This is a genomic window from Corynebacterium sp. HMSC055D05 (assembly GCF_001810365.1).
GTDB classification, from domain to species: domain Bacteria; phylum Actinomycetota; class Actinomycetes; order Mycobacteriales; family Mycobacteriaceae; genus Corynebacterium; species Corynebacterium coyleae.
Window position 1 is genome coordinate 181641 of record NZ_KV801073.1, and the last position, 21743, is coordinate 203383.

A 21743-nucleotide genomic window follows, 5' to 3' on the forward strand; every position below is an offset into this window, starting at 1 on the left:
CGCTACTTTGCAACCATCTGGATCGCATCGAGCACAGTACGATGCGCATGCGGTGTACCGATAACCACACCGGCGGTGGTCGGAGTCCATTCCGAACCATCAAACGCGCTTGCGTTCGCCCCTGCACTGCGTGCCAACAACACACCAGCTGCGTTATCCCAGATGTGCGGGGAAAAACTGACCGCAGCCTGGTAGATCCCCTGCGCGACGAAGGCCAGGTCAACGCCGACCGATCCGCTGATGCGCGGCCGCAGGTGCGAATCCGTGAGTGCGCCTGCCAAGTCGAGACGGAACGATGCTGGGTATCGCTGCCTATCCGCCGAGGCCAACGAGCCAATCCCCACCTGCTCCGCAGCGGAAGTCAGCGCACCAACCGGTGGCAAGGCGTTGCCGTTGAGGTGCACGGGCTCGCCATCGACCGCGGTGAGGCGCATGTTCAGCAGCGGCGCATCGGTAATCGCTGCGACCGGTTTTCCACCAAGCAGCAGCGTGCACAGGATGGCGCAGTTCGGATTGCCGGACGAGTAGTTCGACGTACCGTCGATCGGGTCAACAACCCAGCACGCCTCCGGATCAAACGACCCGCCTTGTTCCTCGCCGTACACCGCAATGCCAGTCGTGTCCGTCAGACGCTTGCGCAACAGCTTCTCAATGATCAGATCAGCCTCTGTGGCAAAGTCGCCGGCCCCCTTGCGCAGTGCAGGAGCAGCCCCCACTTTGTCGACGAATACCTCACGCGCCTCATCAACCGCGCACAATGCAGCATCAAGCAGCTCCGCCGGCTTATGCATGAGACACCTCCGGCTGCAGCTGCTGCACCCAGTTGCCCAGCACGCTCACACCAACCTCACCGGACATGGCTGGGTCGAACGCCATCGCCCACAATGGCCCATTTTCTACAGCGGCAAGGATGCGCTCGCCGTTGATGTCTGCCCAAGACAGTTTCGGGTAGGCGATGAAGTCATCCTCTGCCAACGGGAACGACTTCACGGCTTGTGGCGCGTCGAAGAACACGTCTCCAACAATTCCGGCCAGCAGCTTCGAACCATCTGCCGCCACGACGGGGTACTCCCCCGCTTCAAATGCTGCCTCCACAACTTGGCCCGGCCACTCCCCAAGGCCTGGTGTGGTGCGGCTGCCGGTCACGGCGTCGTCGAAAAGCACGTGCATTCCAGTGCCGACCGCAAGCAGTGCCCTACCCCCTGCCAGACGCTGGCCTACGATGCGATCCCCTTTGATGCGCTTGATCGCCGCAGCAGCGTCTGCAAACGATGCCCCACCAGGCAGGACAAGACCGCTTGCCTGCACAGCCTTGTCGGGGTCAGTGGTGGCAAAAGCATCAGCACCTGCATTCACCAAAGCACTGACAAGGCTGGTGGTGGTCTCACTGCCGAGGTAATCAAGTACCGCGACTGTCGGGCTTGCCGGGGTGTTCGTCATGGTTGCGTAGTGTATCCGCTCCCCCGATTACTGGTTCTTCGGCTGCTTCTTATTCTTCGACGGATAACGACGCGGCGCCTGCACAGCCTTCAAACGAGCCGACAGATTGTTAACTTCCACCACACGGTGACGGCCCAACTGACGGTCAAGCAACGTGACAATCAGCCCAATCGCGATGACACCGGAGGCGATGCCAAACATCGGCGCGAACGCCATCGTGGCAATGAGCATGCCGTAGAAGGTAGAACCCAGGCCCGTCCCGCCGTCGAAAGCAATGTTCCAGATAGCAGAAGCTTCCGAGGTCTTCGAGCGCGGCAGGCGGTAGAACATCATGGTCAGTGCCTCGTTTTGCACCGCGCCGAAGCCTGCGCCGTAACACAGGGCGGCCAGCAGCATGGTCCAAACCGGTAGCTCAAGCGCCAAGATGGCTGCCATGAGCAACACGCCGAGTGCACAAAGGACCTGGCATGGGATGAGCACGGTGCCAGGCTGCCCACGACGGTCCATGATCTTGCCTGCCGTGTAGCGCGAGATCATCGACGCAAAGTTCATCACGCCGAGCATTACGCCGCCCATCGCGGCACCCGTGGCCGGGTCGAGATCACGCATGGAGACCGGCAAGAAGTTCGTGATCGCACCGTAAGCAGTGGTCACAAACATCAACGCGAGTGCCGGCACGAGCACCAGATGCCACATGGGCACATGGACCATGTTTGTGGTCTCTGGCTCGGGATCCGGTGGTGGAATAGCAGGGATCGCCGCACAGGCAATGAGCGAGATGCCACCGATCGATGCGGCGATAATATACACGGCGTCGTACCCAATCCTGTCCACCAGGGCTAAGCCCGATGGCAGCGCAATCATCTGAGCAAGGCCGACAACACCACCGAAAATTCCCGTGGCACTGCCGAGCAGGCGCAGCGGTACCAGCTCCGCGATAATCGCCGCTTCAGCCACGGACAATGCACCGAAGCCGATGCCACGAATCGCACTAACCGTCAGCAGCGGCGCTGCATCCATGCCGATGATGTACCCCAACGCCGGGATACCCAGAAGCATTGAGGCCACTGCCATGATGATGCTGTAGCCGAACCTCCGCAGAGCCCACGGCGTACAAACCTGCGTGAGCACTGTTGCCAGCATGAACACACCAGTGGACAGCCCGGCAAGGGATGCAGACTGTCCGGCATCGATGACGGCTGTGGGCACTACCGGCAACAGAAGCGACCAGGCGGCGAAGGCGGATGCAACGGCGACGAGCACCGGGATCAAACCACGGGCCCGCCACACATTGGTTAGCGAATCAACCTCGTCGCGGGTAAGGGGCCGAACTCCGAACATCTCACATCACCTCCACCAACATCAGCACACCACCTAGGGCTGCCATAACTGCAAGAAGCGCGAGGACGGCAGTCACCGCTCTTGAGGAGCCGTTCTGATACGACGACCACACTCCACCGACGAGGATGCCTGCAAGGAGGAACAGCAAAAGAATGAAGAATGTGTTTCCGGCACCTGTCACTGGGCGAACCTCCTGCGTTATTGGCGCGTTCAAGCTGTGTACGCCGTCAGTGTAACGACGCAGTCCGATTCCGGCCGTTCGGGGCCTTACAGACGGCTGTCGTCATCCCCGCGTGGTTCACGCGCATAGGCGCGCAGGTTGCCGATCCAAAACACCAGACCAGCTGTCAGCGGCGCAACAGCCCACCCGACCCCCGGCGAAACCGGCGGGACAAGCGTGAAGCTCGATCCGGTTTCCAAGACATCGTGGGTAGGCCTGGGGTGCAGTTTGAGGCTCAACCAGTCACCAAACAAGTAGATCGAGATCGCGCCGAGTACGGCAACGGTCATGATCCACAGCATCCACCACACAGAACCGCCGACCCTGCCGCGGCGCACGCTGCGCCACCCCACGGCGCCAAGCACCACCCCGAGCAGGAGTGCCAGCAGCACAAACCACGCAAACCCTGTGAACTGTACATTCACAGGGCTTGCCACTTCGTCGACCCCGATACCGCCGTTTTCTGTGATCACGCCGACGTATGCGGGACGAAGACCACCCCAGGCGAAACCTCCAGCGATACCGAGGAGCAGGGCTAGCGCGAGCAGCCCTGCACCAGATCCCATCACTAGTTGCAGAACTTCCAGCGGCCGTCTTCCTTCTCGAAGATCATGACCTGGGTTTCTTCACCGTTTGCGTTCTTTGCAGTCAGGTTGGCAGACGCACGGTTACCGTCCACACGAACGTCGGAAATGCTGACCTCGGACTTCGGCAGCTCGAGCGCCTGGCCCTGCTGCTCAGCAAGGCGGCCCGCCTCTTCAACCTGCTCAAGGGTCAGACCCTGACGCTCCAGTTCCTCCATCATCGGGTCAGCGACTGCCTTACAGGAATTGTCCAAGATGGTGCGGGTCCAGTCAGCGAAAGAACCCGGGTTCAGCACAGCACGTGCAGTGTCTTCCATCTGCTTGCGGTCTTCGTCGGTACCTTCCTGTGCGCCCTCGAGCGGCTGGTTGGTGTTTTCCGGCATGCCGTTCTCAAACGGATTGGCAAGGGTCGGCGCCTCGCCCTGGTTGCCGCCCTCTTCCTTCGACTCCTTCTTCTTCGAAGTCGTGGCGGTTGCCTTCTTCTCGTCCTTCTTTGCGTCGTCCTTCTTTCCTTCGCTCTTATCGGCATTCTCGGACACCGTGGACTCGACAGCCGTATCGGCCGGAGCAGCCTCAGCAGCGGTGGACAGCCCTCCGGACTTGCCTTCGTCGGAGGATCCGCATGCCGAAAGCGGAAGTACGAGCATTGCTGCAGCTACGCATGCTGCCATGCCGGACGTAGTGTTCATCTTCATCTTTGACTACCTTCCTAGTTTCACCCCATCCGTTCGCTGGACGCGGGCAACCGTCTTGAGCGTGGATTGGCGCCACGACGGGACGTTCGTCCCAAAGAGTACCAACGCAACGCTTACCTGACGGTTGAACGTCCGTACTATTGTTCTGAATGGTTCCTGTGAAGTCACGTAAACCCATGTTTCGGCCACTTCGGTCTAGGGTGGTGTGTCATGCAATTGTCTCGCGAGCGCATCACGCAGGCGGCGCTTGAGCTGCTGTCTGGGTACGGTTTGGCTGATGTTTCCATGCGGCGTGTGGCGTCGTCGCTGGGCGTCGCCCCCGGCGCGTTGTACTGGCATATCGTCAACAAGCAGGAGTTGCTCGCGTCGTTGGCGGAGCATATTGTGCGCCCGCTCATGAGCGATCCAGTTGCCGACCCAGCTGAGCTAAGTCGCGCGCTGCGGGAAGCGGTGCTCGGCATCCGCGATGGCGCAGAGGTGCTTGTGGCTGCAGTGAGTCAGCCGGACGCTGAGGTTCGCGCCCAGTTGTCGGAATTGTTTATTGCGTCGGTGCGTGAGTATTCGGGTGAGGGGTCGTCGTCAAGCGAGATGCGTGCTGTGGCTCTCGGCCTGTTGCATTTGACGCTTGGGGATGCCGCCGTGCACCAAGCAAGCACACAACTTGCGGAAGCGACCGGCAGTGTTTCGGACACGTACGAAGACGATTCTGCGCAGACGCATGCTGCGGCCGTGAAGTTTTTGCTGGACGGTTTGGCGCAGCACTCGTAGCCCGGGCAGTGTCGAGCGGGTGCACTATGCTCGGGCAGCATGACTGAGACGACGCATCCGGATCTGCAGCAGCAAGTCTGGCCTGGCTCCGCACATCCGCTGGGCTCGACGTTTGATGGGGCGGGGACGAACTTTGCACTGTTTTCGGGGGTTGCTGATGCAGTTGAGCTTTGTCTTATCGACGACACCGGCGCCGAAACGCGTATCGCCCTCGACGAGGTGGATAACCATGTCTGGCACGCTTACCTGCCCGGTGTTGGCCCAGGTCAGCGTTATGGCTACCGCGTGCACGGGCCGTGGGACCCGGCCGACGGCAAGCGTTGCGATCCCAGCAAGCTGCTCGTGGACCCGTACGCGCGCGCCTTTGATGGGGAGTTTGATCAGCATTCCTCGCTGTTTTCCTACGACGTCAACGCAGTAGAACCTGGTACCGGTCGCAATGAAGAAGACTCGCTCGGCCACACGATGTTGTCGGTGGTGATCAACCCGTTCTTCGACTGGGGCGACGACCGCGCGCCGAAGATCCCTGATGAGGAGATGGTGATCTACGAGTGCCATGTCAAGGGCATGACACAGACCCACCCGGGCATTCCTGAGCAGTTGCGCGGCACCTATGCGGGTATGGCGCACCCGGTAATGGTGGATTACCTCACCGACCTTGGTGTGACCTCGATTGAGTTGCTGCCGGTGCACCAATTTTTGCAAGACGACCGCCTACTCAAACTCGGGTTGCGCAACTACTGGGGCTACAACACGTTCGGTTTCTTCGCCCCGGAGCACAGCTACGCCTCCTCCTCTGCCCCTGGCGATGCCGTGGCCGAGTTCAAACAGATGGTGCGCGCCTACCACGAGGCCGGCATCGAGGTGATCCTGGATGTGGTATACAACCACACCGCGGAGGGCAACCACATGGGCCCGACAATTGCGTTTCGTGGCATTGATAACGAGGCGTATTACAGGCTTGTCGACGACAACCGGTTCCTCTATATGGACTACACCGGCACCGGAAACTCACTGAACGTGCGCTACCCGCACTCCCTGCAGTTGATTATGGATTCGCTGCGCTACTGGGTCACCGAGATGCACGTCGACGGGTTCCGCTTCGACCTCGCCTCGACCCTCGCGCGCGAGTTTTCAGACGTGGACCGTCTGGCCACCTTCTTCGACTTGGTTCAACAGGACCCGGTGGTGAGCCAGGTCAAACTCATCGCCGAGCCGTGGGATGTGGGCGAAGGCGGCTACCAGGTCGGTAACTTCCCTGCCCTGTGGAGCGAGTGGAACGGCAAGTACCGCGACACCATGCGTGACTTTTGGCGCGGCGAGGACTCCACCCTCGGCGAGTTCGCCTCGCGCCTCACCGGCTCGTCGGACCTGTACCAGCACAACGGGCGTCGCCCCACCGCGTCGATCAACTTCATTACCGCCCACGACGGGTTCACCCTGAATGACCTGGTGTCCTACAACGACAAACACAATGAAGCCAACGGCGAAGATAGCCGCGACGGCGAGAACCACAACAGGTCCTGGAACTGCGGTGTGGAGGGCCACACGGACGACCCTGTGGTGCTCGACCTGCGAGCACGGCAACGCCGCAACTTCCTGACCACACTCTTGCTATCTCAGGGCACCCCGATGCTCGCTCACGGCGACGAGATCGCACGCACCCAGGGCGGTAACAACAACGTGTACTGCCAGGACAACGAGACGGCTTGGATGGACTGGTCCAACCTTGAAAGCGCAGCAGACCTGCACGAATTCACGCGTCGGCTCATCGCTTTGCGCCGAGATCATCCGGTGTTTCGCCGCCGCAGGTTCCTCGAGGGCGGTGCGCTTGGCGACGACGAACACGGCCGAGAGATCGCTTGGCTCACCCCCGACTGCCGTCTCATGACACAAGACGATTGGAACGCCGCCTTCGGCCGTGCACTTATGGTTCACCTCGATGGCGAAGCGATCGCGGAACCCGATAGCCGCGGCCAGCGCATCGTGGACGATTCATTCCTTCTCATGTTCAACGCCCATTATGAGGACATTGACTTCACTGTTCCCGGCGCAAAGTTTGGCGACGAATGGGAGATCGTCGTCGATACGACTGGCCCCCTCGGCTACCGTGAAGACGCACAACCCATCGGTCCGGATTCGACTGTCACTGTCGGCCAGCGCTCGACCGTGGTGCTGCGCCGTACGCAACCGCCCGCTGGTGCGGGCCGAAAGGAAGGCAACGTCTAAATGATTTCCGCTCATGGTGCAACGTTGACTGTGACCAACGACGCCCTCACCGTGACCCCAACTGCCCTCCTCGCCTCGCTGCGCGGCGACTCCTCGGACCGCACCGTTAGTATTGCGGATATCACCGGCGTGGATATCACCGAAGGTGACGCATGGTCGCCGACCAAAGTGGATGTTGCCACCACCGGTGCTCCGCTGACCGTCTGGTTCGCACCGGGAGACGTCGATGGCGCAAAGAAGTTGCGCACGCTTCTCGACGACGCCAAGCACGGCAAGGCCCCCACCACCGCTACCGCCGACGGCGGAGCAGGCATTCCTGGCTTCTCCTTCGTCGGTTTCGATGTGGAAACCGCGAACCGTCGCTGGGGCTCGATCTGTCAGATCGGGTTGGTCAAGATTGTCGACGGCGAAGAGGTCGAGCGAAAGTCTTGGTTATGTAAGCCGCCTGCCGGTTTAGACGAGTTCGAATCCGGCAACGTTGCTATCCACGGCATTTCTGCTGAGGATGTCACTGATGCCCCAGACGTGCGCGACTGTATCGCGGAAATGACCACCTTTGTCGGGGATTTACCCCTTGTCGCGCACAACGCACAGTTCGATGCCTCCGCACTTCGCGATGCTTGCTTGGCCTCCTCCATCGCCGTCCCGAAGATGCTGTTCGCGTGCACGTTGGCACAGGCCCGCGCTACCAAGCTGGATGTGGCAAATCACAAGCTTCCAACCCTTGCGCAGCACTTCGGCGTTTCCTTGGACAACCACCACGATGCCTGCGAAGATGCCGCTGCGTGCGCCGGTGTGATGGTTGGTCTCGCCCGGGAGGCCGGCCACACTGGCAGCCTGATGAGCTTCATCCACGACACCGGGTTCACGCTCGGATCGATCGACGACGCCCGCGTCACCCCTGTCCTCCGCGACCGCTCCGGTGCCGGCCGCGCGGTGCAGGCGAAGCAGGTCGCCGAAGGTGGTGTCGCTGCTGCCGTTGCCGCCACCGCCGAGCCACGTGGTTCCAACCAGGCCGGGCCGGTGAAGAAGGAGCGCAAACCCGCTCCGTGGCAGTCGGTGGCCACCCCGGACACCGTGCCGGAGCCAGATGCTCAAGCCGACCCGAACGCTCCTCTGTACGGCGAGCACGTCACCTTAACCGGTGAGTTCGAACCGCACGATAAGGGCGAGTTGTGGGACGCGATTGCGAAGCAGGGCGCGCAGGTGGGCAAGAACGTCACCAAGAAAACGACCATCTTGGTTGTCGGCGAATGGTCGAGTGTGACCTCGAAGGAAAAGCGAGCCCGCGAACTGCAGGAAAAGGGCCAGGACATTCAGATTTGGCAGGCCCCGAAACTCCTCGAGGTACTCGGTCTGTAAAAAGTTTTGGTTCGGATGGAACCGGGGCGGTGTTGGCTACGTCTAACTGAGTATGTACGTAGTAGAAACTCTTCCCCGCCCTGTCCACCAAGATGCTATTGAATTGCGGCTGGCGCGGCGTGACGACGTCGCGCCATCGTCGTCGTCACGTTCCTGGCTCACGCCTGGCTTTTCGGCCTCGACCGCGTTTATCAACCTTGCACCGCGCCTGGTGTGTGTCTTTACCGTCGACGACGGTCCGGCGCTGACCCACCAACAAATCGGTGAGCTCACGCCGAGCATGAACCAGCTCTGGAATGGTGCCGCTGACCGGTTGGCGAAGCGGGCGCTCGTCGACACGGGCGTCGAGTTTTTGGTGCGCAATCCCGCTGCCGCGCTGGAGCAGACCGGCCTTCCGCCCGGTTTAGAGGTAGGTGGACACGGTGTGCCACCCACCGCGTGGCTCGCTCACCCGAAAACGTTTACCGTGATGCACCGCCATTTTCAGACGGTGCTCGACCCCCACCACGAGCTGGTCTACGCCACCCGCGACGACCAGGAACTGTTTATCTTCGACGCACCGCTGCATCACGTCCGCGACATCCTGGGGCGCGGCGCACTGATGACATACTCGGTCGGCTTCCCGCTAATGCACGATCCGCCAGTTTCCGGGTAAGCTCACCCGCCGACATGAGCACTTCAAAACAACCGGCCAAGCGAAACAAGGAAGCTGACGACACAATCGCACGTCTCGGCTCCACATACTTCGCTTGGGTAAACGCACACGAGGACGCGGCGATGACCTTCCGCCACGCCCTCCATGAACTCATGCGCGATGCCGGCGTGAATTTCGACCGTGTAGATGCACGAGTGAAGTCCTGGACCTCGTTGAAGGAAAAAGCCCGCAAAACTCGCGACGGTGAGTTGCTCTACCCCGACCCGTGGCACGACATCAAAGACATCATCGGCGCCCGTATCACCGTGCTGCACTCGACCGAGATCCCTGCAGTGCAGCGCCTGCTCGCCGACGAGTTTGAGGTGTTGCGCAGCGTGGACAAAGCCGAAGAAACCCGAGTCGCCGGCAACTTCGGCTACGGCTCGCACCACCTTGTCGTCCGTGTTGAGGAGCAATCCGAGGGCCTTGAGGAGTTCGTCGGCCAAGTCTTCGAGGTGCAGATTCGTACAGTGCTGCAGCATGCGTGGGCGGAGTTTGAGCACGACATCAGGTACAAACGCTCAGCGGAAAAACTCGACCCGCAGGTGGACCGCGCGTTCACCCTCGCCGCAGGGCTTATCGAGCTAGCCGATCAGCAGTTTGACCAAATTTCAACCTTGGCAGACCCGCAGGAAAAGGTGCACACCGACGTGGACACCGAAATCTCGCCTGAGACACTGCCGGGCATTCTGACCGTGTTGCTTGGCAGCCAGTTTCCGCTCTCACGCGCGGGCGACTACCGCTTCCTCACCGAGTTGCTGCGTGCCCACGGCATTGAGCTTGTCTCGGACGTTGCGGACCTGACCAACCCGGCAGACATCGAGGCTGTGTCCAACTCGATGAACTACTCATTCGTCCCGGGGCAAGTGCGCATTATCGACGATCTGCTGCTCAACCGGTTCGGCACCGAACACATCGAGAAAACCTGGGATTCGGGAAACCGCCCAGAGGTGCGCCGCGAGCGTCTGAACGGCCGTCTAGCCCGGCTGCGCAGCAGCATCGATTAGCTGCGTTTAGTTACGCCGCCCCATGAGGCGGTCGATTTCGCGGCGTTCCTTCTTCGTGGGGCGCCCAGTTCCGCGATCGCGCACAGGAGGTGCCGCGAAGAGTTCACGCGGTGGTGGTGGCGGACTGTGGTCGATGTAGCAGGTGCGCGCCACCGGGGCGCCAACGCGCTTCGACACCGTCGCCGTAACCTCGAGAATGTACTCGTGGTGGTTCTTCCATACCCGCACCGTGTCTCCCGGCACGACCTGGACGGCAGGTTTGACTGCCTTGCCACCGATCTTGACGTGCCCAGCACGAACGGCTTCGGCGGCCTGGCTGCGTGTTTTGAAGATCCGCACGGCCCACAGCCAGGCGTCGATACGGACGGCTTTGCCTGACGGTTCGATCAAGGCGCTAGTAACGGTCCTGGTGATTGACGATCTTTTGGACCTTGTTCCAATTCACAAAACCACCCGCAACTCCGATGACGAGCCCAAGCACCAGGATCGTCCAGGACTGCATCAGCAGACCGAACGCGATGCCGCCGGCGAGGCCGCCGCCGGCCCACACCAGCGCGTCGCGCGAGTATTTGCGCACGGCGGCTTTTCGTTGGTCGATCGGGTTGTTTGGGCGCGGCTGCATAGTCATGGCATGCAATTCTAGCGCGAAGTAGACAACTCGACCCACCGTGGTCCGAGCGTTTTGCTTTCTGCTTTGCCTTGGGTGGCGGCGGCGAGGAGGTCGTCGATACGCTCGCGCTCCCCCGGCTCGAACGCAAGCGTGTATGTGGCGGCAGCGCCGTATTCGACGTCTACGACTTCCACCCCAGCGTTGCGTAGTTCTGCTTCGATTCGGCCGGCTTCAGCATGCGGAAGGTCCACGGCAACTTGCTCACGCATGGCGCGTGTGGTGGTGACAACGCTCGGCAGTGTTTTAGACACCGCGTTCGTGTACGCACTCACGAGCCCACCCGTGCCAAGCTTGATGCCACCGAAGTAGCGAATAACCACGGCGACAATGTCGGACATGCCTGATCCTTTGAGCACCTCAAGCATTGGCTTTCCTGCCGTGCCGGAGGGCTCGCCGTCGTCGGAGGAACGCTCGATTGGCTGTGCGTCGTCGACATGAACGATGAACGCCGAACAATGGTGGCGCGCATCCGGGTACGCCTCACGCGCAGCATGGATGACCTCGCGCGCTTCCTCCTCAGTGGTGGCGCGCGTCACCCAGGTAATAAACCGCGAACGCTTGATCTCAAGTTCGTGGATGGCTGTCTCCCCAGCCTTGGGTCGGACGTAGGAAGTAACCATTTAACCTGCAACGATGAAGTCGTACTCCGGCGTGCCGGGCTCCAAACGTCGGCAGCCGATCGGCGATCCGTCCATGCGCTCCAGAAGCGGGGCAAGGTCGTCCGCATGCGCCAATTCAATACCGACGAGCGCGGCACCGGTTTCGCGGTTGTTCTTCTTCAGGTACTCAAACAAGACGATGTCGTCTTCCTCACCCAGGATCTCCCGCAGGAACATGCGAAGCTGTCCTGGCTCTTGGGGGAAGTTGACCAGGAAGTAGTGACGCAGCCCGCGGTGGACCAAGGAGCGCTCCATGACCTCCGCGTAGCGCAGCACATCGTTGTTGCCCCCAGAGATGATGCAGACGACGGTCGAGCCTGGCTTAATCGTCGTTTGTGCAAGGCCCGCAACCGACAGCGCACCCGCGGGCTCAGCGATGATGCCTTCGTTTTGATACAGCGAGAGCATCTCCGTGCACACTGCCCCTTCGTCGCAAGAAAACACCTCAGCACGATCTTTGTGTGCTTGGAACACCTGCCAGGGAGTGTCACCGATCCGCTTCACCGCCGCACCGTCTACGAATGGGTCGATAGATTCCAGCGTCACCGGCTCGCCCGCCTCAATCGCAGCGCGTAACGACGACGCCCCCACCGGCTCAACACCAACCACCCTCGTCGACGGCGACATGTCCGCCACATACGACATCACACCTGACATCAGGCCACCGCCACCGACCGGCACAAGAACAGTGTCGAGCTGCTTGCCCATACTGGACAATTGCGCGACGATCTCGGCCGCGACGGTGCCTTGCCCGACCACGGTATTGCGCGAGTCGAACGGCTCAATCACCGTCGCTCCCCGTGCCGCAGCGTCTTCGCGCGCAGCCTGGGCAGCCTCGTCAAACGTGTTGCCCGTAACGACGAGCTCAATCGCATCACCGCCGTGCACCAAAATGCGGTCACGCTTCTGCTTCGGGGTGGGTTTCGGGACAAAGATCTTGCCCTGAATCCCAAGCGCACGGCACGCGTACGCCACGCCTTGGGCGTGATTGCCTGCCGACGCCGCCACTACGCCAGCCTCCCGCTCCTCCGGGGTTAGCTGCGAAATGCCAAAGTACGCCCCGCGAATCTTGTACGAACGCACATCCTGCAGGTCTTCACGCTTGAGATAAATCTCAGCACCGTACTGCTGAGACAGCCGCGGGCAGTACTGCAGCGGCGACGGAGTAATGACAGAAGAAATCCTTCCCTGCGCGAACTGGATATCGGCGGCATGGACCTCTTGGAATGTGTCGGATGGGCGCATGGTCGATCAGTGTACGCGCGACGAGTTTTCAGTTTGTTCAAACCTCGATTTACCCCGCTTCCACAGAACTTAGACATATAGATGATTTGGGGTACACTGCTCGCCGTGACCAAACCCCTGACTTCCAGGTGTTGGCCAATCCGATGCGGGGAACACTGAAAACATTGCCTATATCACTATGTTTTCTTCTGGGAACCTGCTAGGTTCTTCCGAGTGATCTGTCGAGCGCACGGTCGACAGCGACAAACCCCCTAAATTTCCATAGGAGTTTTTCATAATGAAGCGCATTTCTTCTGCAATGGTCGTTGCCGCGACCGCGCTGACCCTGGCTGTTACCCCGGCTTACGCTGAGGACGCCGAAAACACCGGCAACGGGGCCATCGACACCAACACCACCGCTCCGGTTGACCAACCTGAGGACAACAAGGGCGCAACCGACAAGCCGGGCGAGGGCGAAACCGACAAGCCGGGCAAGGGCGAGGACAACAAGGACGAGACCAACAACCCGCCGGCTCCCCAGAAGCAGACTTCCGGTTCCTCCCAGGGCCACATCATCGGCGCAGTGTCTGGCACCCTCGCTGCGGTTCTGACCACCGGTCTGATCGTGTTCTCTGACCCGCGTGGCATCAACAAGATCATCGACGCACTGAACCGCGAGTTCCACCTGGGCATCCCGCACGTCCACGTGCCGCAGGTCCAGCTCCCGAAGCTCCCGTTCTAAACCTCCACCCCAGCTAGGAATATTCAAGCATGAAGCTCCGCACTCTGTTGGTTTCCGCAGCCGGTGCCGCCGTCGCCGCTGGCGCTCTTGGCACTTCAGCTCTCGCTGCAGAGACCACCACATCCGAACCCACTTCGGCAACTACCACCGCCACCTCGGAACCGGCACCGACGACGACCACTGAGGCGCCGGCGGAACCGGCACCTTCCGAGGGCACGGAGGAAACCACCACCTCGACGACGACTACTGAGACGTCGGAGGAAACTACCACCAACCAGTCGACCGAAACCACGACGAAGGAAACCACGACCGCTCCTACGCCGACGAAGGTGACCGCTGAGCCTTCGGCAACGCTGGCTCCGCACGGAAGCATCGGCCCTGCCGATAATGAGGAAGAAATCCTGAAAGCAATCACGACTATCAGCGTGATTGTTACGACGCTTGGTGCTGCAATCGGCAGCCTGGTTGTCTTCATCAACTCGATCCCTGGTGGTCGCGAGGCGCTGCGTAAGTTCTTCAAGTAAGACACGCGCTTCATCTCCTCATGCCCGCTGTGCAATATGCCAGCGGGCATTTAGCTGCGCCGACTATGCAGCGGCATAGTCCGCCCTCTCCCAGCATCCCGGCTCCCAAGGCGTCACCCGACAAGCTCGCGGCGCGGTACGCCCGCAGAGAATCACCGAAGCCGACTATGCAGCGGCATAGTCACCACCGCACGAGCCCCAAACGCGCACACTATGCAGCGGCATAGTTTCCCCTAGCCCAAGATCCCCGCACCCAGGGTTGCCTTGAGATCACCCATCAGGCTCGCAGAACGGTGCACTCGCAGATGGTCGCCGAGGATCATCAGTTGACTGTGTTCGCCGTTGACCAGGTTGAGATAGACGTCTGAGTCGCCTGGGTTGTTCGACAGCACTCCCTTGAGTTTCGAAATGTTGTCGATGGTGCACTGGTCCGTCCGCAGCGTTAGACGGAGCGGCAGGCCAGCACCGTTGCCGGGGCCAAGTTCGGGGACTTTGACGTCGTCGCCAAACAAGCTCATACGCTCGTCGCGAATTGAGACATGTGCTCTGACCAAAATGATGTTGTCCTCCACAATTTGCGGAGCGACGAGCGCGTACACCTTGTTGAAGAGCAGCACATCCACCTGTGCGCCGTGGTGATCCTCGATGGTCACAATCGCCCAGGGGGAACCGTCCTTCTTAGAGAAGCGTCGGTCCACATTCGAAATCAACCCACCGATGGTGACCTCTGCGCCGTTACGCAGTTCACCGGACAGGATGGTGGTGAGCTGCGTATCGGTCTGTGCATCGATGGCTTCCTCGTACCCATCAAGCGGGTGCCCGGACACGTATAGGCCAAGCATTTCGCGCTCGAGGGCGAGTTTGTGCTTACGGTCCCATTCGTCTTCAGGTACTTCGATGGCAAACGCAGAGTTCGCGGAACCGTCCTCGCCACCAAGGCCCGCGAAGAGGTCGAATTGGCCCTTGTCGGCGGCTTTCTTCGTCGCCAAGACTGAGTCCACCGCGTCTTCTTGGATTAGCATCAAGCCCTTACGCGGGTGACCCAAAGAATCGAACGCGCCTGCCTTGATCAGCGATTCCGTGATGCGCTTGTTGCACGGAAGGAGATCGATCTTGTCCAGGTAGTCAGAGAAGCTGGTGAAGTGCCCCTTGGACTTGCGGGTCTCTTTGATGGACTCCACCACTTCCGCGCCGACGTTTCGCACAGCCGCAAGTCCGTAACGGATGTCTTTGCCGACAGCCATGAAGTTCTCTTCAGACTCGTTGATATCTGGCTGCAGCACGCTGATGCCCAGGTGGCGGCAATCCGACAGGTAGATCGCGGACTTGTCCTTCTTGTCACCCACAGAGGTCAGCAGCGCGGCCATGTACTCGGCGGCGTAATTCGCCTTCATGTAGGCAGTCCAGTACGACACCAACGCATAGCCTGCGGCGTGCGACTTGTTAAACGCGTACGACGCGAACGGCTCAATCGTTCCCCACAGTGCATCGACGGCTTCCTTGGAGTAGCCGTTTTCAAACATGCCGGCAGAAAACGTCTCGTACTCCTTCGCCAGCACCTCCGGCTTCTTCTTACCCATGGCTTTACGGAAGCCGTCTGCCTGACCAGCCGTGTAGTTGGCTACCTTCTGCGAGATGTTCATGATCTGCTCTTGGTAGACGATCAGGCCGTAGGTTTCGTCGAGAATCTCGCGCAGCGGCTCCTCAAGCTCCGGGTGAATCGGAGTGATCGGCTTGCGCCCATTCTTGCGGTCGGCGTAGTCCCAGTGAGCGTTCACACCCATCGGGCCCGGACGGTACAGAGCGAGCGAGGCGACAATATCGTTAAAGCCCGTCGGCTTCATACGCTTGAGAAGCTCCTGCATACCTCCGGAGTCGAGCTGGAACACACCAAGGGTGTCGCCACGAGACAGCAACTCGTACACCGCCTCGTCGTCGGTGTCCAAGGCTTCAAGGTCGATGGTCTCGCCGCGGTTCTTCTCCACGTTTTCCAGCGCGTCACCGAGCACCGTGAGGTTGCGCAACCCCAGGAAGTCCATCTTCAACAGGCCGATGGCCTCACACGCCGGGTAATCCCAACCCGTGATGATCGCCCCGTCGGCAGGACGCTTCCACATCGGAATGTGCTCCATGAGTGGCACCGACGCCATAATCACCGCACATGCGTGCACACCTGCTTGGCGCACAACGCCTTCAAGTCCACGGGCGGTTTCATAGATCTTGGCCACATCCGGATCTGTCTCGATCAGCGAGCGAACCTCAGCCGCTTCCGCGTAGCGCTCGTGCTCCGGGTCCGTGATGCCGGACAGCGGAATATCCTTCGCCATAATTGCTGGTGGCAGGGCACCGTTGATGCGGTCGGCCATCTGGAAGCCCGGCTGGCCGAAGTTCACCTTCGCCGAGTCCTTAATGGCCTGCTTTGTCTTCACCGTGCCAAAGGTGATCACCTGGGCGATCTTGTCCTCGCCCCAACGCTCGGCGGCGTAGGTGATCATTTCTCCGCGGCGGCGATCGTCGAAGTCGATATCGATATCCGGTGCGGACGGACGCTCCGGGTTGAGGAATCGCTCGAAGAGCAGGCCGTGCTCCATCGGGTCAATATTTGTAATGGTCAACGCATACGCAACCAACGAACCAGCGGCGGAACCACGACCCGGACCAACGCGAATGCCGATCTCGCGGGCGTGCTTAATCAGCTCCGCAACGATCAGGAAGTAGGAGGGGTAGCCCTTCATGTCGATGACGTCGATCTCGTAATTCGCACGCTCGGTGTATTCCTGCGGAACCTCTCCCCCGTTGAAACGCTCCGACAGTCCGCGGCGAACCTCCTCACGCAGCCACGTCGTCGGGGTGTGTCCCTCCGGAACGTCCGCGATCGGCATGCGATCGTGCGGGTGTTCCTCCCACAACTCGCTGTAGTCGCCGACACGCTCCGCGATCCACAGGGTGTTGTCGCACCCGTCAGGCACGGTGGAGTCCCACAACTCACGCATCTGTTCGGCAGTTTTGATGTAGTAGCCGGAGCCATCAAACTTGAAGCGGTCCGGATCCAGCAGCGTCTTGCCTGTCTGGACACACAGCATTGCCTCGTGCGCGGGCGCCTGGGATTCGAGGACGTAGTGGCAGTCGTTGGTCACCAGCGGCGGCAGTTCAAGCATCTCTCCGATGCGCAACAGGTCGTCGCGCACGCGGCGTTCGATGTGCAACCCGTGGTCCATCAGTTCAAGGAAGTAGTTGTCCTTGCCGTAGATGTCCTGCCACATCGCCGCAGCCTCCAACGCGGCGTCAAACTGGCCTAGACGCAGGCGAGTTTGCACGTCACCGGACGGGCAGCCAGTGGTCGCGATAATGCCGTCAGCATGCTCGGCGATAAGTTCCGCATCCATGCGAGGCCACTTACCCAACTGTCCCTCGTACGACGCAAGGGAGCTCAGCTTGAACAGGTTGCGCAGACCCGTCGCGTTCTCGGCGAGCATGGTCTGGTGGAGGTATGCGCCGGACGCGGAGACATCGTCACGCTTTTGATCCGGCGTACCCCACAGCACACGCTTCTTATTAAAACGAGAGTCCGGTGCCATGTAAGACTCAATGCCGATGATCGGCTTCACACCAGCATCGACCATGCGACGGTAAAACGCATTGGAGCCGAACATGTTGCCGTGGTCGGTCATGCCGACTGCTGGCATGCCCTGGCGGGACACCTCCTCAGCCAGCAAGTCCACCTTTGCCATGCCGTCCAACATGGAGAACTCGGTGTGGTTATGAAGATGAACGAAGGAGGATTTTTTGGCCATGCGGCTCATCTTAGACGGCTACGCAAGTCCGAATTATTCGTAGCGCAGCGCGTCGATGGGCTGCATCTTCGCGGCCTTCGACGCAGGGTATGCGCCGAAGAACACACCGGTCGCCAGCGAGAACAGCAGCGCGAACACCACGGCTCCGATCGGTGGCCATGTCATTTCCAAAAGCGCCGAGCTGGCGATCATGCCGACAGCGCCACCTAGGATGACGCCAATGACGCCGCCGATGAGGCACACCAGCATCGCCTCGACGATGAACTGGACACGAATATCATTGTGGGTTGCGCCGAGCGCTTTACGCACGCCGATTTCGCGGGTGCGTTCAGTAACCGTGATCAGCATGATGTTCATCACGCCGATACCGCCGACGAGGAGCGAGATGCCGCCGATTGCGGAGAGCACGGTCGACAGGGTGCGGAAGATCGTCGTCAAGCCTTCGAGGCTCGCTGAGATATCGAACACCTCGGCCTCGTAGTTGTCGTTACCGGCGTACATGCGATCCAGGTACGTTTGCAGGTCTGCGCGGAACACTTCCGGGTCCTCATCCACAGCAGCACGCACGCTAAACGACGACACCCAGTCCGCCTCCAAGCCAACCCTGCCCGCGGCCGTGACCGGAATGTAGGCGTCCGCAAACGCGGTTTCCCCGAACATGGGCTGGCTCTCCGATTTTTCCAGCACACCGATGATGGTGAACACCGCCGGCTTGCCATCGATGATGAGGTCGAAGCGGGAGCCGAGCGCCTTGCTCGGATCGTTGTCGAACAACGCCTCGACCAGCTCTGGCGACACAACGGCAACGGGGCGACCACTATCAATGATGTCTTGATCCAACCCGCGACCGTACTGAACCTTCAGGCCACGCATGTCGAGCGAACTCGCAAGCGACGGGTAGATCGACACACTTGAAGTGTTGTCCCCGACCTGTGCGTCACCACCGCCGGAAAGCTCCAGATCGATGCCTTGCACGCGGTCGCCGAACGACGCTTGCAGCTCGTTGAGCTGATCAAACGTGACAGCATCGTTCTCGTTTGTCGGCGGGGCAAGATCAAACGCCGCAAACGGGTCCTCGGATTTCTCGCCTTCTTCCGCGCGTTCGTGCACCATCACCGGGTACGTGGTCGTGCCGGCGTCTTCCAGACCACCCATCACATCGTTCTCGAGGGCACGGCCCAACGTCATGATGATGATCACGGCCATGATGCCGATGATGATGCCCAAAAGCGTCAGCAGCGAGCGCAACTTGTTGGTATTCAGGCTGGACAGCGCCAACCGTAGCGATTCGCGAATATTCACCTAGTTCACCCCACCCGGCTGGCGCACACGAGCGATTTTTCCGTCCATCATTTCCACGATCCGGCCGGTTTCTTCAGCCAACTCCGGGTTGTGGGTAATAAACACGATGGCTTTGCCCAGTTCCTGGTTGAGTTCGTGGAACAGATCCATGACCATGCGTCCGGTTTTGGAATCCAGGGCACCCGTGGGCTCGTCGGCAAGCAGCAGCCCTGGGTCATTGGCCAGGCTGCGTGCGATTGCCACACGCTGCTTCTGGCCACCCGAAAGTTCGTTGGGGTTGTGGTGCAACCGATCCCCCATGCCCATGCGATCCAGCAGTTCGGCGGCGCGCTCCTCGCGCTCGCGCTTCGGCACACCGGCGTACATCATCGGCATGGCCACGTTCTGCAGCGCGTCGATGCGGCCAACGAGGTTGAAGTTCTGAAAAATGAATCCGATGTTTTGGCTGCGGTAATGCGCCAGTTCCTTGTCCTGCTTCGCGTACACAGGTTCGCCGTTAAACGCGTATGCCCCTTCCGTGGGGCGATCAAGCATGCCGATTAGGTTCATCAACGTCGATTTACCGCAGCCCGAAGGACCCACGATAGAAACAAATTCGCCCTGTTCAGCGTAGAAATCCACGCCGTGCAGTACGGTCAGTTCGCTCGGCTCGCCAACGTTGTACGTCTTCACGATCCGGCGCATGTCGATCAACCTGCCGGTGTTCTCCATGCGCGGCTGCGTATCGACGACTTCCTCCACCGGGACAGTTTCAACTACCGGTTCGTCTTCATCGGCTGGGTCTTCTTCGCCGTCGAGGAAGAACTGGTCGTGGGTGTCTGTCGTGTCGGTCAGGGTGTCGTCGTCAAGCGGACGCTTTTTCCTGCGAAACACTTACGGCTGCTCCTTCTCGCCGTCCTGCTTCTTCTTGCCTTCGCGAGCCTCGCGGACCTTCTCCGGGTCGAAGTTCGGGTCGTTGATCTCAACGGTCTCCCCAATACGCTCGCGGTACTCGTCCGGCCAGTTCACGACAATATCGCCAGCCTTGAGGTCGCCGCCCGTAATGGCAATGTCGACGTCGTTGGACGCACCGGTTTTCACGATGCGTTCCTCGACCTTGCCAGAGGTCGCATCTTCGCCCTCGGTTGCCATGACGAGAATCTTCTTCTTGCCGTCCTCCTCATACACGGCGTCGAGCGGGACGTTGAGCGCGTCCTTCGCCTCAGCGGTAATGATCTCCGCACGCGCGGTACCACCCAGCAGCAGACCTTCCTTGTCGCCGGTGATTTCGATCTCGACCGGGAACGTCACCTCGCTCGAATTTTGCGATCCGCCGCCGCCCATCGCCATGCCAGGAACCTCAGCAGAACCAGAACCGCTCGCGGCCGGCGCAATGCGCGTGACCTTGCCCTTGAACTGCTTCTTGCCAGTTGCGGTCGACGTGAAATCAACCCGGTCCCCGACAGAGATGTTTGGCACGTCCGACTCACGGACGTCTGCCCGGATGACCAGGGAGGAATCGTCGGCAATACTGAGCAATTTGCCTTGCGGGATGTCGCCTTCGTGCACGGAAACCTCGGTCACCAATCCCGCGATCGGGGCGTACACGGTGCCTTCACGGACTTGGTATTCGAGGGTGCCGTCGCCCTCGCCAAGCTGCGCCGACTCGGCCTGACGGGTAGCGGAGCTCACCTGCGCCTGCAACTGGTCACGTTCCTGCGCCGCCTGCGCACGTGCGGACTCAAGTTCCGCCTGAGCCTGCTGCAGCGCCGCCTGAGCCTCCTGCTTGCTCAACGAACCACCAGCGAGCTGCGCCGGAGCTTGCGGTGCCGGTTGTGCCGGCTGTGCCGGTGGTGCTGGAACACCCGGCTTTGCCGTCGCATTGCCAAGCGAAGAGATCTGACCCGCCATCTGCTCCACAGCCGCCATGCCGCGGTTGATCAAGCGCGGGCCACCCTCTGCAGCAACAGCTTCGTTATAAGCCGCCTGCGCCTGGTCGACCTGCGCTTGAGCAGCAGCAATCGCCGGGTGCGTCCCGTTATTGATGCTTGCCTGATACGCGTTCAGCTGCTGCTGCGCCTGCTGCACGTTGGCCTGCGCATCAGCCTGCGCGTTCGCCTGCTGCTTTTGCTGGACCGCCAACTGGCGCTCCAGCTCCTCGGTATTCATGGCAACGAGGAACTGCTGCGCCTGGACCCTATCGCCAGCCTTCACTGCAACATTCTTTACCTCAGACTGCACCGCGGAGGTGATGTTGACCGTGCGCACCGGCTCAATCTTGCCGGAGACGACAACACTGTCAGAGACGCCTTCCTGGGACACGACGGTGTAATCGCCGGGCTGCAGCCCGTCACCTTCGCCTTCGCCGTTGCCATCGCCACCGAATCCGCACGCGCCGAGCAGCAGTGCGGACGACGTGACAATTGCCAGGCTCACGCGTGTCAGCCGGCGACGTGCGGTCGAGTGATTGGTCTCGGAAGCCAAGGGGTCTCCTCCCGGTAGCAGGCAT

At 60.6% G+C, this 21743-nt stretch carries 21 protein-coding genes; 7 read left to right on the forward strand and 14 right to left on the reverse strand.

The window, feature by feature from the left end:
• Positions 1-2: 2 nt before the first annotated feature.
• From HMPREF2734_RS06750 to HMPREF2734_RS06775, 6 genes are all read right to left on the reverse strand, one after another.
• Complete coding sequence (locus HMPREF2734_RS06750) at positions 3-791, reverse strand: inositol monophosphatase family protein (protein ID WP_070422229.1); 789 nt, start codon at positions 789-791, stop codon at positions 3-5.
• Positions 784-1440 (reverse strand): type 1 glutamine amidotransferase family protein, encoded by a 657-nt coding sequence (locus HMPREF2734_RS06755; protein ID WP_070422228.1) that lies wholly within the window; start codon positions 1438-1440, stop codon positions 784-786. Before HMPREF2734_RS06755 ends, HMPREF2734_RS06750 begins: the two co-directional genes overlap by 8 nt.
• A 27-nt stretch (positions 1441-1467) precedes the next feature.
• Complete coding sequence (locus HMPREF2734_RS06760; RefSeq protein ID WP_070570048.1) at positions 1468-2781, reverse strand: MFS transporter; 1314 nt, start codon at positions 2779-2781, stop codon at positions 1468-1470.
• A gap of 1 nt (position 2782) precedes the next feature.
• Entirely contained in the window at positions 2783-2962 is a 180-nt protein-coding gene (locus HMPREF2734_RS06765; protein WP_070422226.1) for a hypothetical protein, read from the reverse strand.
• 86 nt (positions 2963-3048) lie between these two features.
• Entirely contained in the window at positions 3049-3570 is a 522-nt protein-coding gene (locus tag HMPREF2734_RS06770) for a hypothetical protein (RefSeq protein WP_141739363.1), read from the reverse strand.
• The gene (locus HMPREF2734_RS06775; protein WP_070422224.1) at positions 3570-4280 is read right to left on the reverse strand and encodes a hypothetical protein; all 711 of its coding nucleotides are present in this window, start codon (positions 4278-4280) and stop codon (positions 3570-3572) included. Before HMPREF2734_RS06775 ends, HMPREF2734_RS06770 begins: the two co-directional genes overlap by 1 nt.
• 210 nt (positions 4281-4490) lie before the next feature.
• On the opposite strand from HMPREF2734_RS06775, the gene HMPREF2734_RS06780 reads away from it, so the two are divergent.
• From HMPREF2734_RS06780 to HMPREF2734_RS06800, 5 genes are all read left to right on the forward strand, one after another.
• Positions 4491-5048: a TetR family transcriptional regulator gene (locus HMPREF2734_RS06780; protein WP_070570050.1), complete on the forward strand. Its 558-nt coding sequence runs from the start codon at positions 4491-4493 to the stop codon at positions 5046-5048.
• Between the two features lie 39 nt (positions 5049-5087).
• Positions 5088-7277 carry a glycogen debranching protein GlgX gene (glgX, locus tag HMPREF2734_RS06785; RefSeq protein WP_070570052.1) on the forward strand — a complete coding sequence of 730 codons (2190 nt, stop codon included), beginning with the start codon at positions 5088-5090 and terminating at the stop codon, positions 7275-7277.
• The gene (locus HMPREF2734_RS06790) at positions 7278-8639 is read left to right on the forward strand and encodes an exonuclease domain-containing protein (RefSeq protein WP_070570054.1); all 1362 of its coding nucleotides are present in this window, start codon (positions 7278-7280) and stop codon (positions 8637-8639) included.
• Positions 8640-8742: 103 nt separating this feature from the next.
• The gene (locus tag HMPREF2734_RS06795; protein ID WP_070450928.1) at positions 8743-9294 is read left to right on the forward strand and encodes a hypothetical protein; all 552 of its coding nucleotides are present in this window, start codon (positions 8743-8745) and stop codon (positions 9292-9294) included.
• Between the two features lie 14 nt (positions 9295-9308).
• Positions 9309-10340 carry a GTP pyrophosphokinase gene (locus HMPREF2734_RS06800; protein WP_070570056.1) on the forward strand — a complete coding sequence of 344 codons (1032 nt, stop codon included), beginning with the start codon at positions 9309-9311 and terminating at the stop codon, positions 10338-10340.
• A 6-nt stretch (positions 10341-10346) separates the two neighbouring features.
• On the opposite strand, the gene HMPREF2734_RS06805 is transcribed toward HMPREF2734_RS06800, so the two are convergent.
• Genes HMPREF2734_RS06805 through ilvA form a run of 4 tightly spaced genes read right to left on the reverse strand, consistent with a single transcriptional unit; the run spans position 10347 to position 12914 of the window.
• Entirely contained in the window at positions 10347-10730 is a 384-nt protein-coding gene (locus HMPREF2734_RS06805) for an RNA-binding S4 domain-containing protein (protein WP_070570058.1), read from the reverse strand.
• 4 nt (positions 10731-10734) lie between these two features.
• Complete coding sequence (locus HMPREF2734_RS06810) at positions 10735-10968, reverse strand: hypothetical protein (protein WP_070422217.1); 234 nt, start codon at positions 10966-10968, stop codon at positions 10735-10737.
• 11 nt (positions 10969-10979) lie between these two features.
• On the reverse strand, positions 10980-11630 hold the full coding sequence (locus HMPREF2734_RS06815) for a YigZ family protein (RefSeq protein WP_070570060.1): 651 nt from the start codon (positions 11628-11630) through the stop codon (positions 10980-10982).
• Positions 11631-12914 (reverse strand): threonine ammonia-lyase IlvA, encoded by a 1284-nt coding sequence (gene ilvA, locus HMPREF2734_RS06820; protein WP_070570061.1) that lies wholly within the window; start codon positions 12912-12914, stop codon positions 11631-11633.
• Between the two features lie 277 nt (positions 12915-13191).
• Between ilvA and HMPREF2734_RS06825 the strand changes: the two genes are divergently transcribed.
• Together HMPREF2734_RS06825 and HMPREF2734_RS06830 are read left to right on the forward strand one after the other, a co-directional pair.
• Positions 13192-13635, forward strand: a complete 444-nt coding sequence (locus tag HMPREF2734_RS06825; RefSeq protein WP_070570063.1) for a hypothetical protein — start codon at positions 13192-13194, stop codon at positions 13633-13635.
• Between the two features lie 29 nt (positions 13636-13664).
• Entirely contained in the window at positions 13665-14159 is a 495-nt protein-coding gene (locus tag HMPREF2734_RS06830; RefSeq protein ID WP_070570065.1) for a hypothetical protein, read from the forward strand.
• A gap of 233 nt (positions 14160-14392) precedes the next feature.
• On the opposite strand, the gene dnaE is transcribed toward HMPREF2734_RS06830, so the two are convergent.
• From dnaE to HMPREF2734_RS06850, 4 genes are all read right to left on the reverse strand, one after another.
• On the reverse strand, positions 14393-17953 hold the full coding sequence (gene dnaE, locus HMPREF2734_RS06835) for a DNA polymerase III subunit alpha (RefSeq protein ID WP_070570222.1): 3561 nt from the start codon (positions 17951-17953) through the stop codon (positions 14393-14395).
• Between the two features lie 33 nt (positions 17954-17986).
• Entirely contained in the window at positions 17987-19255 is a 1269-nt protein-coding gene (locus HMPREF2734_RS06840) for an ABC transporter permease (protein WP_070570067.1), read from the reverse strand.
• Positions 19256-19966 carry an ABC transporter ATP-binding protein gene (locus HMPREF2734_RS06845; RefSeq protein ID WP_070422382.1) on the reverse strand — a complete coding sequence of 237 codons (711 nt, stop codon included), beginning with the start codon at positions 19964-19966 and terminating at the stop codon, positions 19256-19258.
• 162 nt (positions 19967-20128) lie between these two features.
• Positions 20129-21718: an efflux RND transporter periplasmic adaptor subunit gene (locus HMPREF2734_RS06850; RefSeq protein WP_070570069.1), complete on the reverse strand. Its 1590-nt coding sequence runs from the start codon at positions 21716-21718 to the stop codon at positions 20129-20131.
• Positions 21719-21743 lie beyond the last annotated feature (25 nt).

What these genes read in the sequence shown, in the direction of transcription:
- HMPREF2734_RS06750 (WP_070422229.1), bottom strand. Translation starts at nt 791, where the DNA reads ATGCATAAGCCGGCGGAGCTGCTTGATGCTGCATTGTGCGCGGTTGAT.
- HMPREF2734_RS06755 (WP_070422228.1), bottom strand. Translation starts at nt 1,440, where the DNA reads ATGACGAACACCCCGGCAAGCCCGACAGTCGCGGTACTTGATTACCTC.
- HMPREF2734_RS06760 (WP_070570048.1), bottom strand. Translation starts at nt 2,781, where the DNA reads ATGTTCGGAGTTCGGCCCCTTACCCGCGACGAGGTTGATTCGCTAACC.
- HMPREF2734_RS06775 (WP_070422224.1), bottom strand. Translation starts at nt 4,280, where the DNA reads ATGAAGATGAACACTACGTCCGGCATGGCAGCATGCGTAGCTGCAGCA.
- HMPREF2734_RS06780 (WP_070570050.1), top strand. Translation starts at nt 4,491, where the DNA reads ATGCAATTGTCTCGCGAGCGCATCACGCAGGCGGCGCTTGAGCTGCTG.
- glgX (WP_070570052.1), top strand. Translation starts at nt 5,088, where the DNA reads ATGACTGAGACGACGCATCCGGATCTGCAGCAGCAAGTCTGGCCTGGC.
- HMPREF2734_RS06790 (WP_070570054.1), top strand. Translation starts at nt 7,278, where the DNA reads ATGATTTCCGCTCATGGTGCAACGTTGACTGTGACCAACGACGCCCTC.
- HMPREF2734_RS06800 (WP_070570056.1), top strand. Translation starts at nt 9,309, where the DNA reads ATGAGCACTTCAAAACAACCGGCCAAGCGAAACAAGGAAGCTGACGAC.
- HMPREF2734_RS06810 (WP_070422217.1), bottom strand. Translation starts at nt 10,968, where the DNA reads ATGACTATGCAGCCGCGCCCAAACAACCCGATCGACCAACGAAAAGCC.
- HMPREF2734_RS06815 (WP_070570060.1), bottom strand. Translation starts at nt 11,630, where the DNA reads ATGGTTACTTCCTACGTCCGACCCAAGGCTGGGGAGACAGCCATCCAC.
- ilvA (WP_070570061.1), bottom strand. Translation starts at nt 12,914, where the DNA reads ATGCGCCCATCCGACACATTCCAAGAGGTCCATGCCGCCGATATCCAG.
- HMPREF2734_RS06825 (WP_070570063.1), top strand. Translation starts at nt 13,192, where the DNA reads ATGAAGCGCATTTCTTCTGCAATGGTCGTTGCCGCGACCGCGCTGACC.
- HMPREF2734_RS06830 (WP_070570065.1), top strand. Translation starts at nt 13,665, where the DNA reads ATGAAGCTCCGCACTCTGTTGGTTTCCGCAGCCGGTGCCGCCGTCGCC.
- dnaE (WP_070570222.1), bottom strand. Translation starts at nt 17,953, where the DNA reads ATGGCCAAAAAATCCTCCTTCGTTCATCTTCATAACCACACCGAGTTC.
- HMPREF2734_RS06845 (WP_070422382.1), bottom strand. Translation starts at nt 19,966, where the DNA reads ATGGAGAACACCGGCAGGTTGATCGACATGCGCCGGATCGTGAAGACG.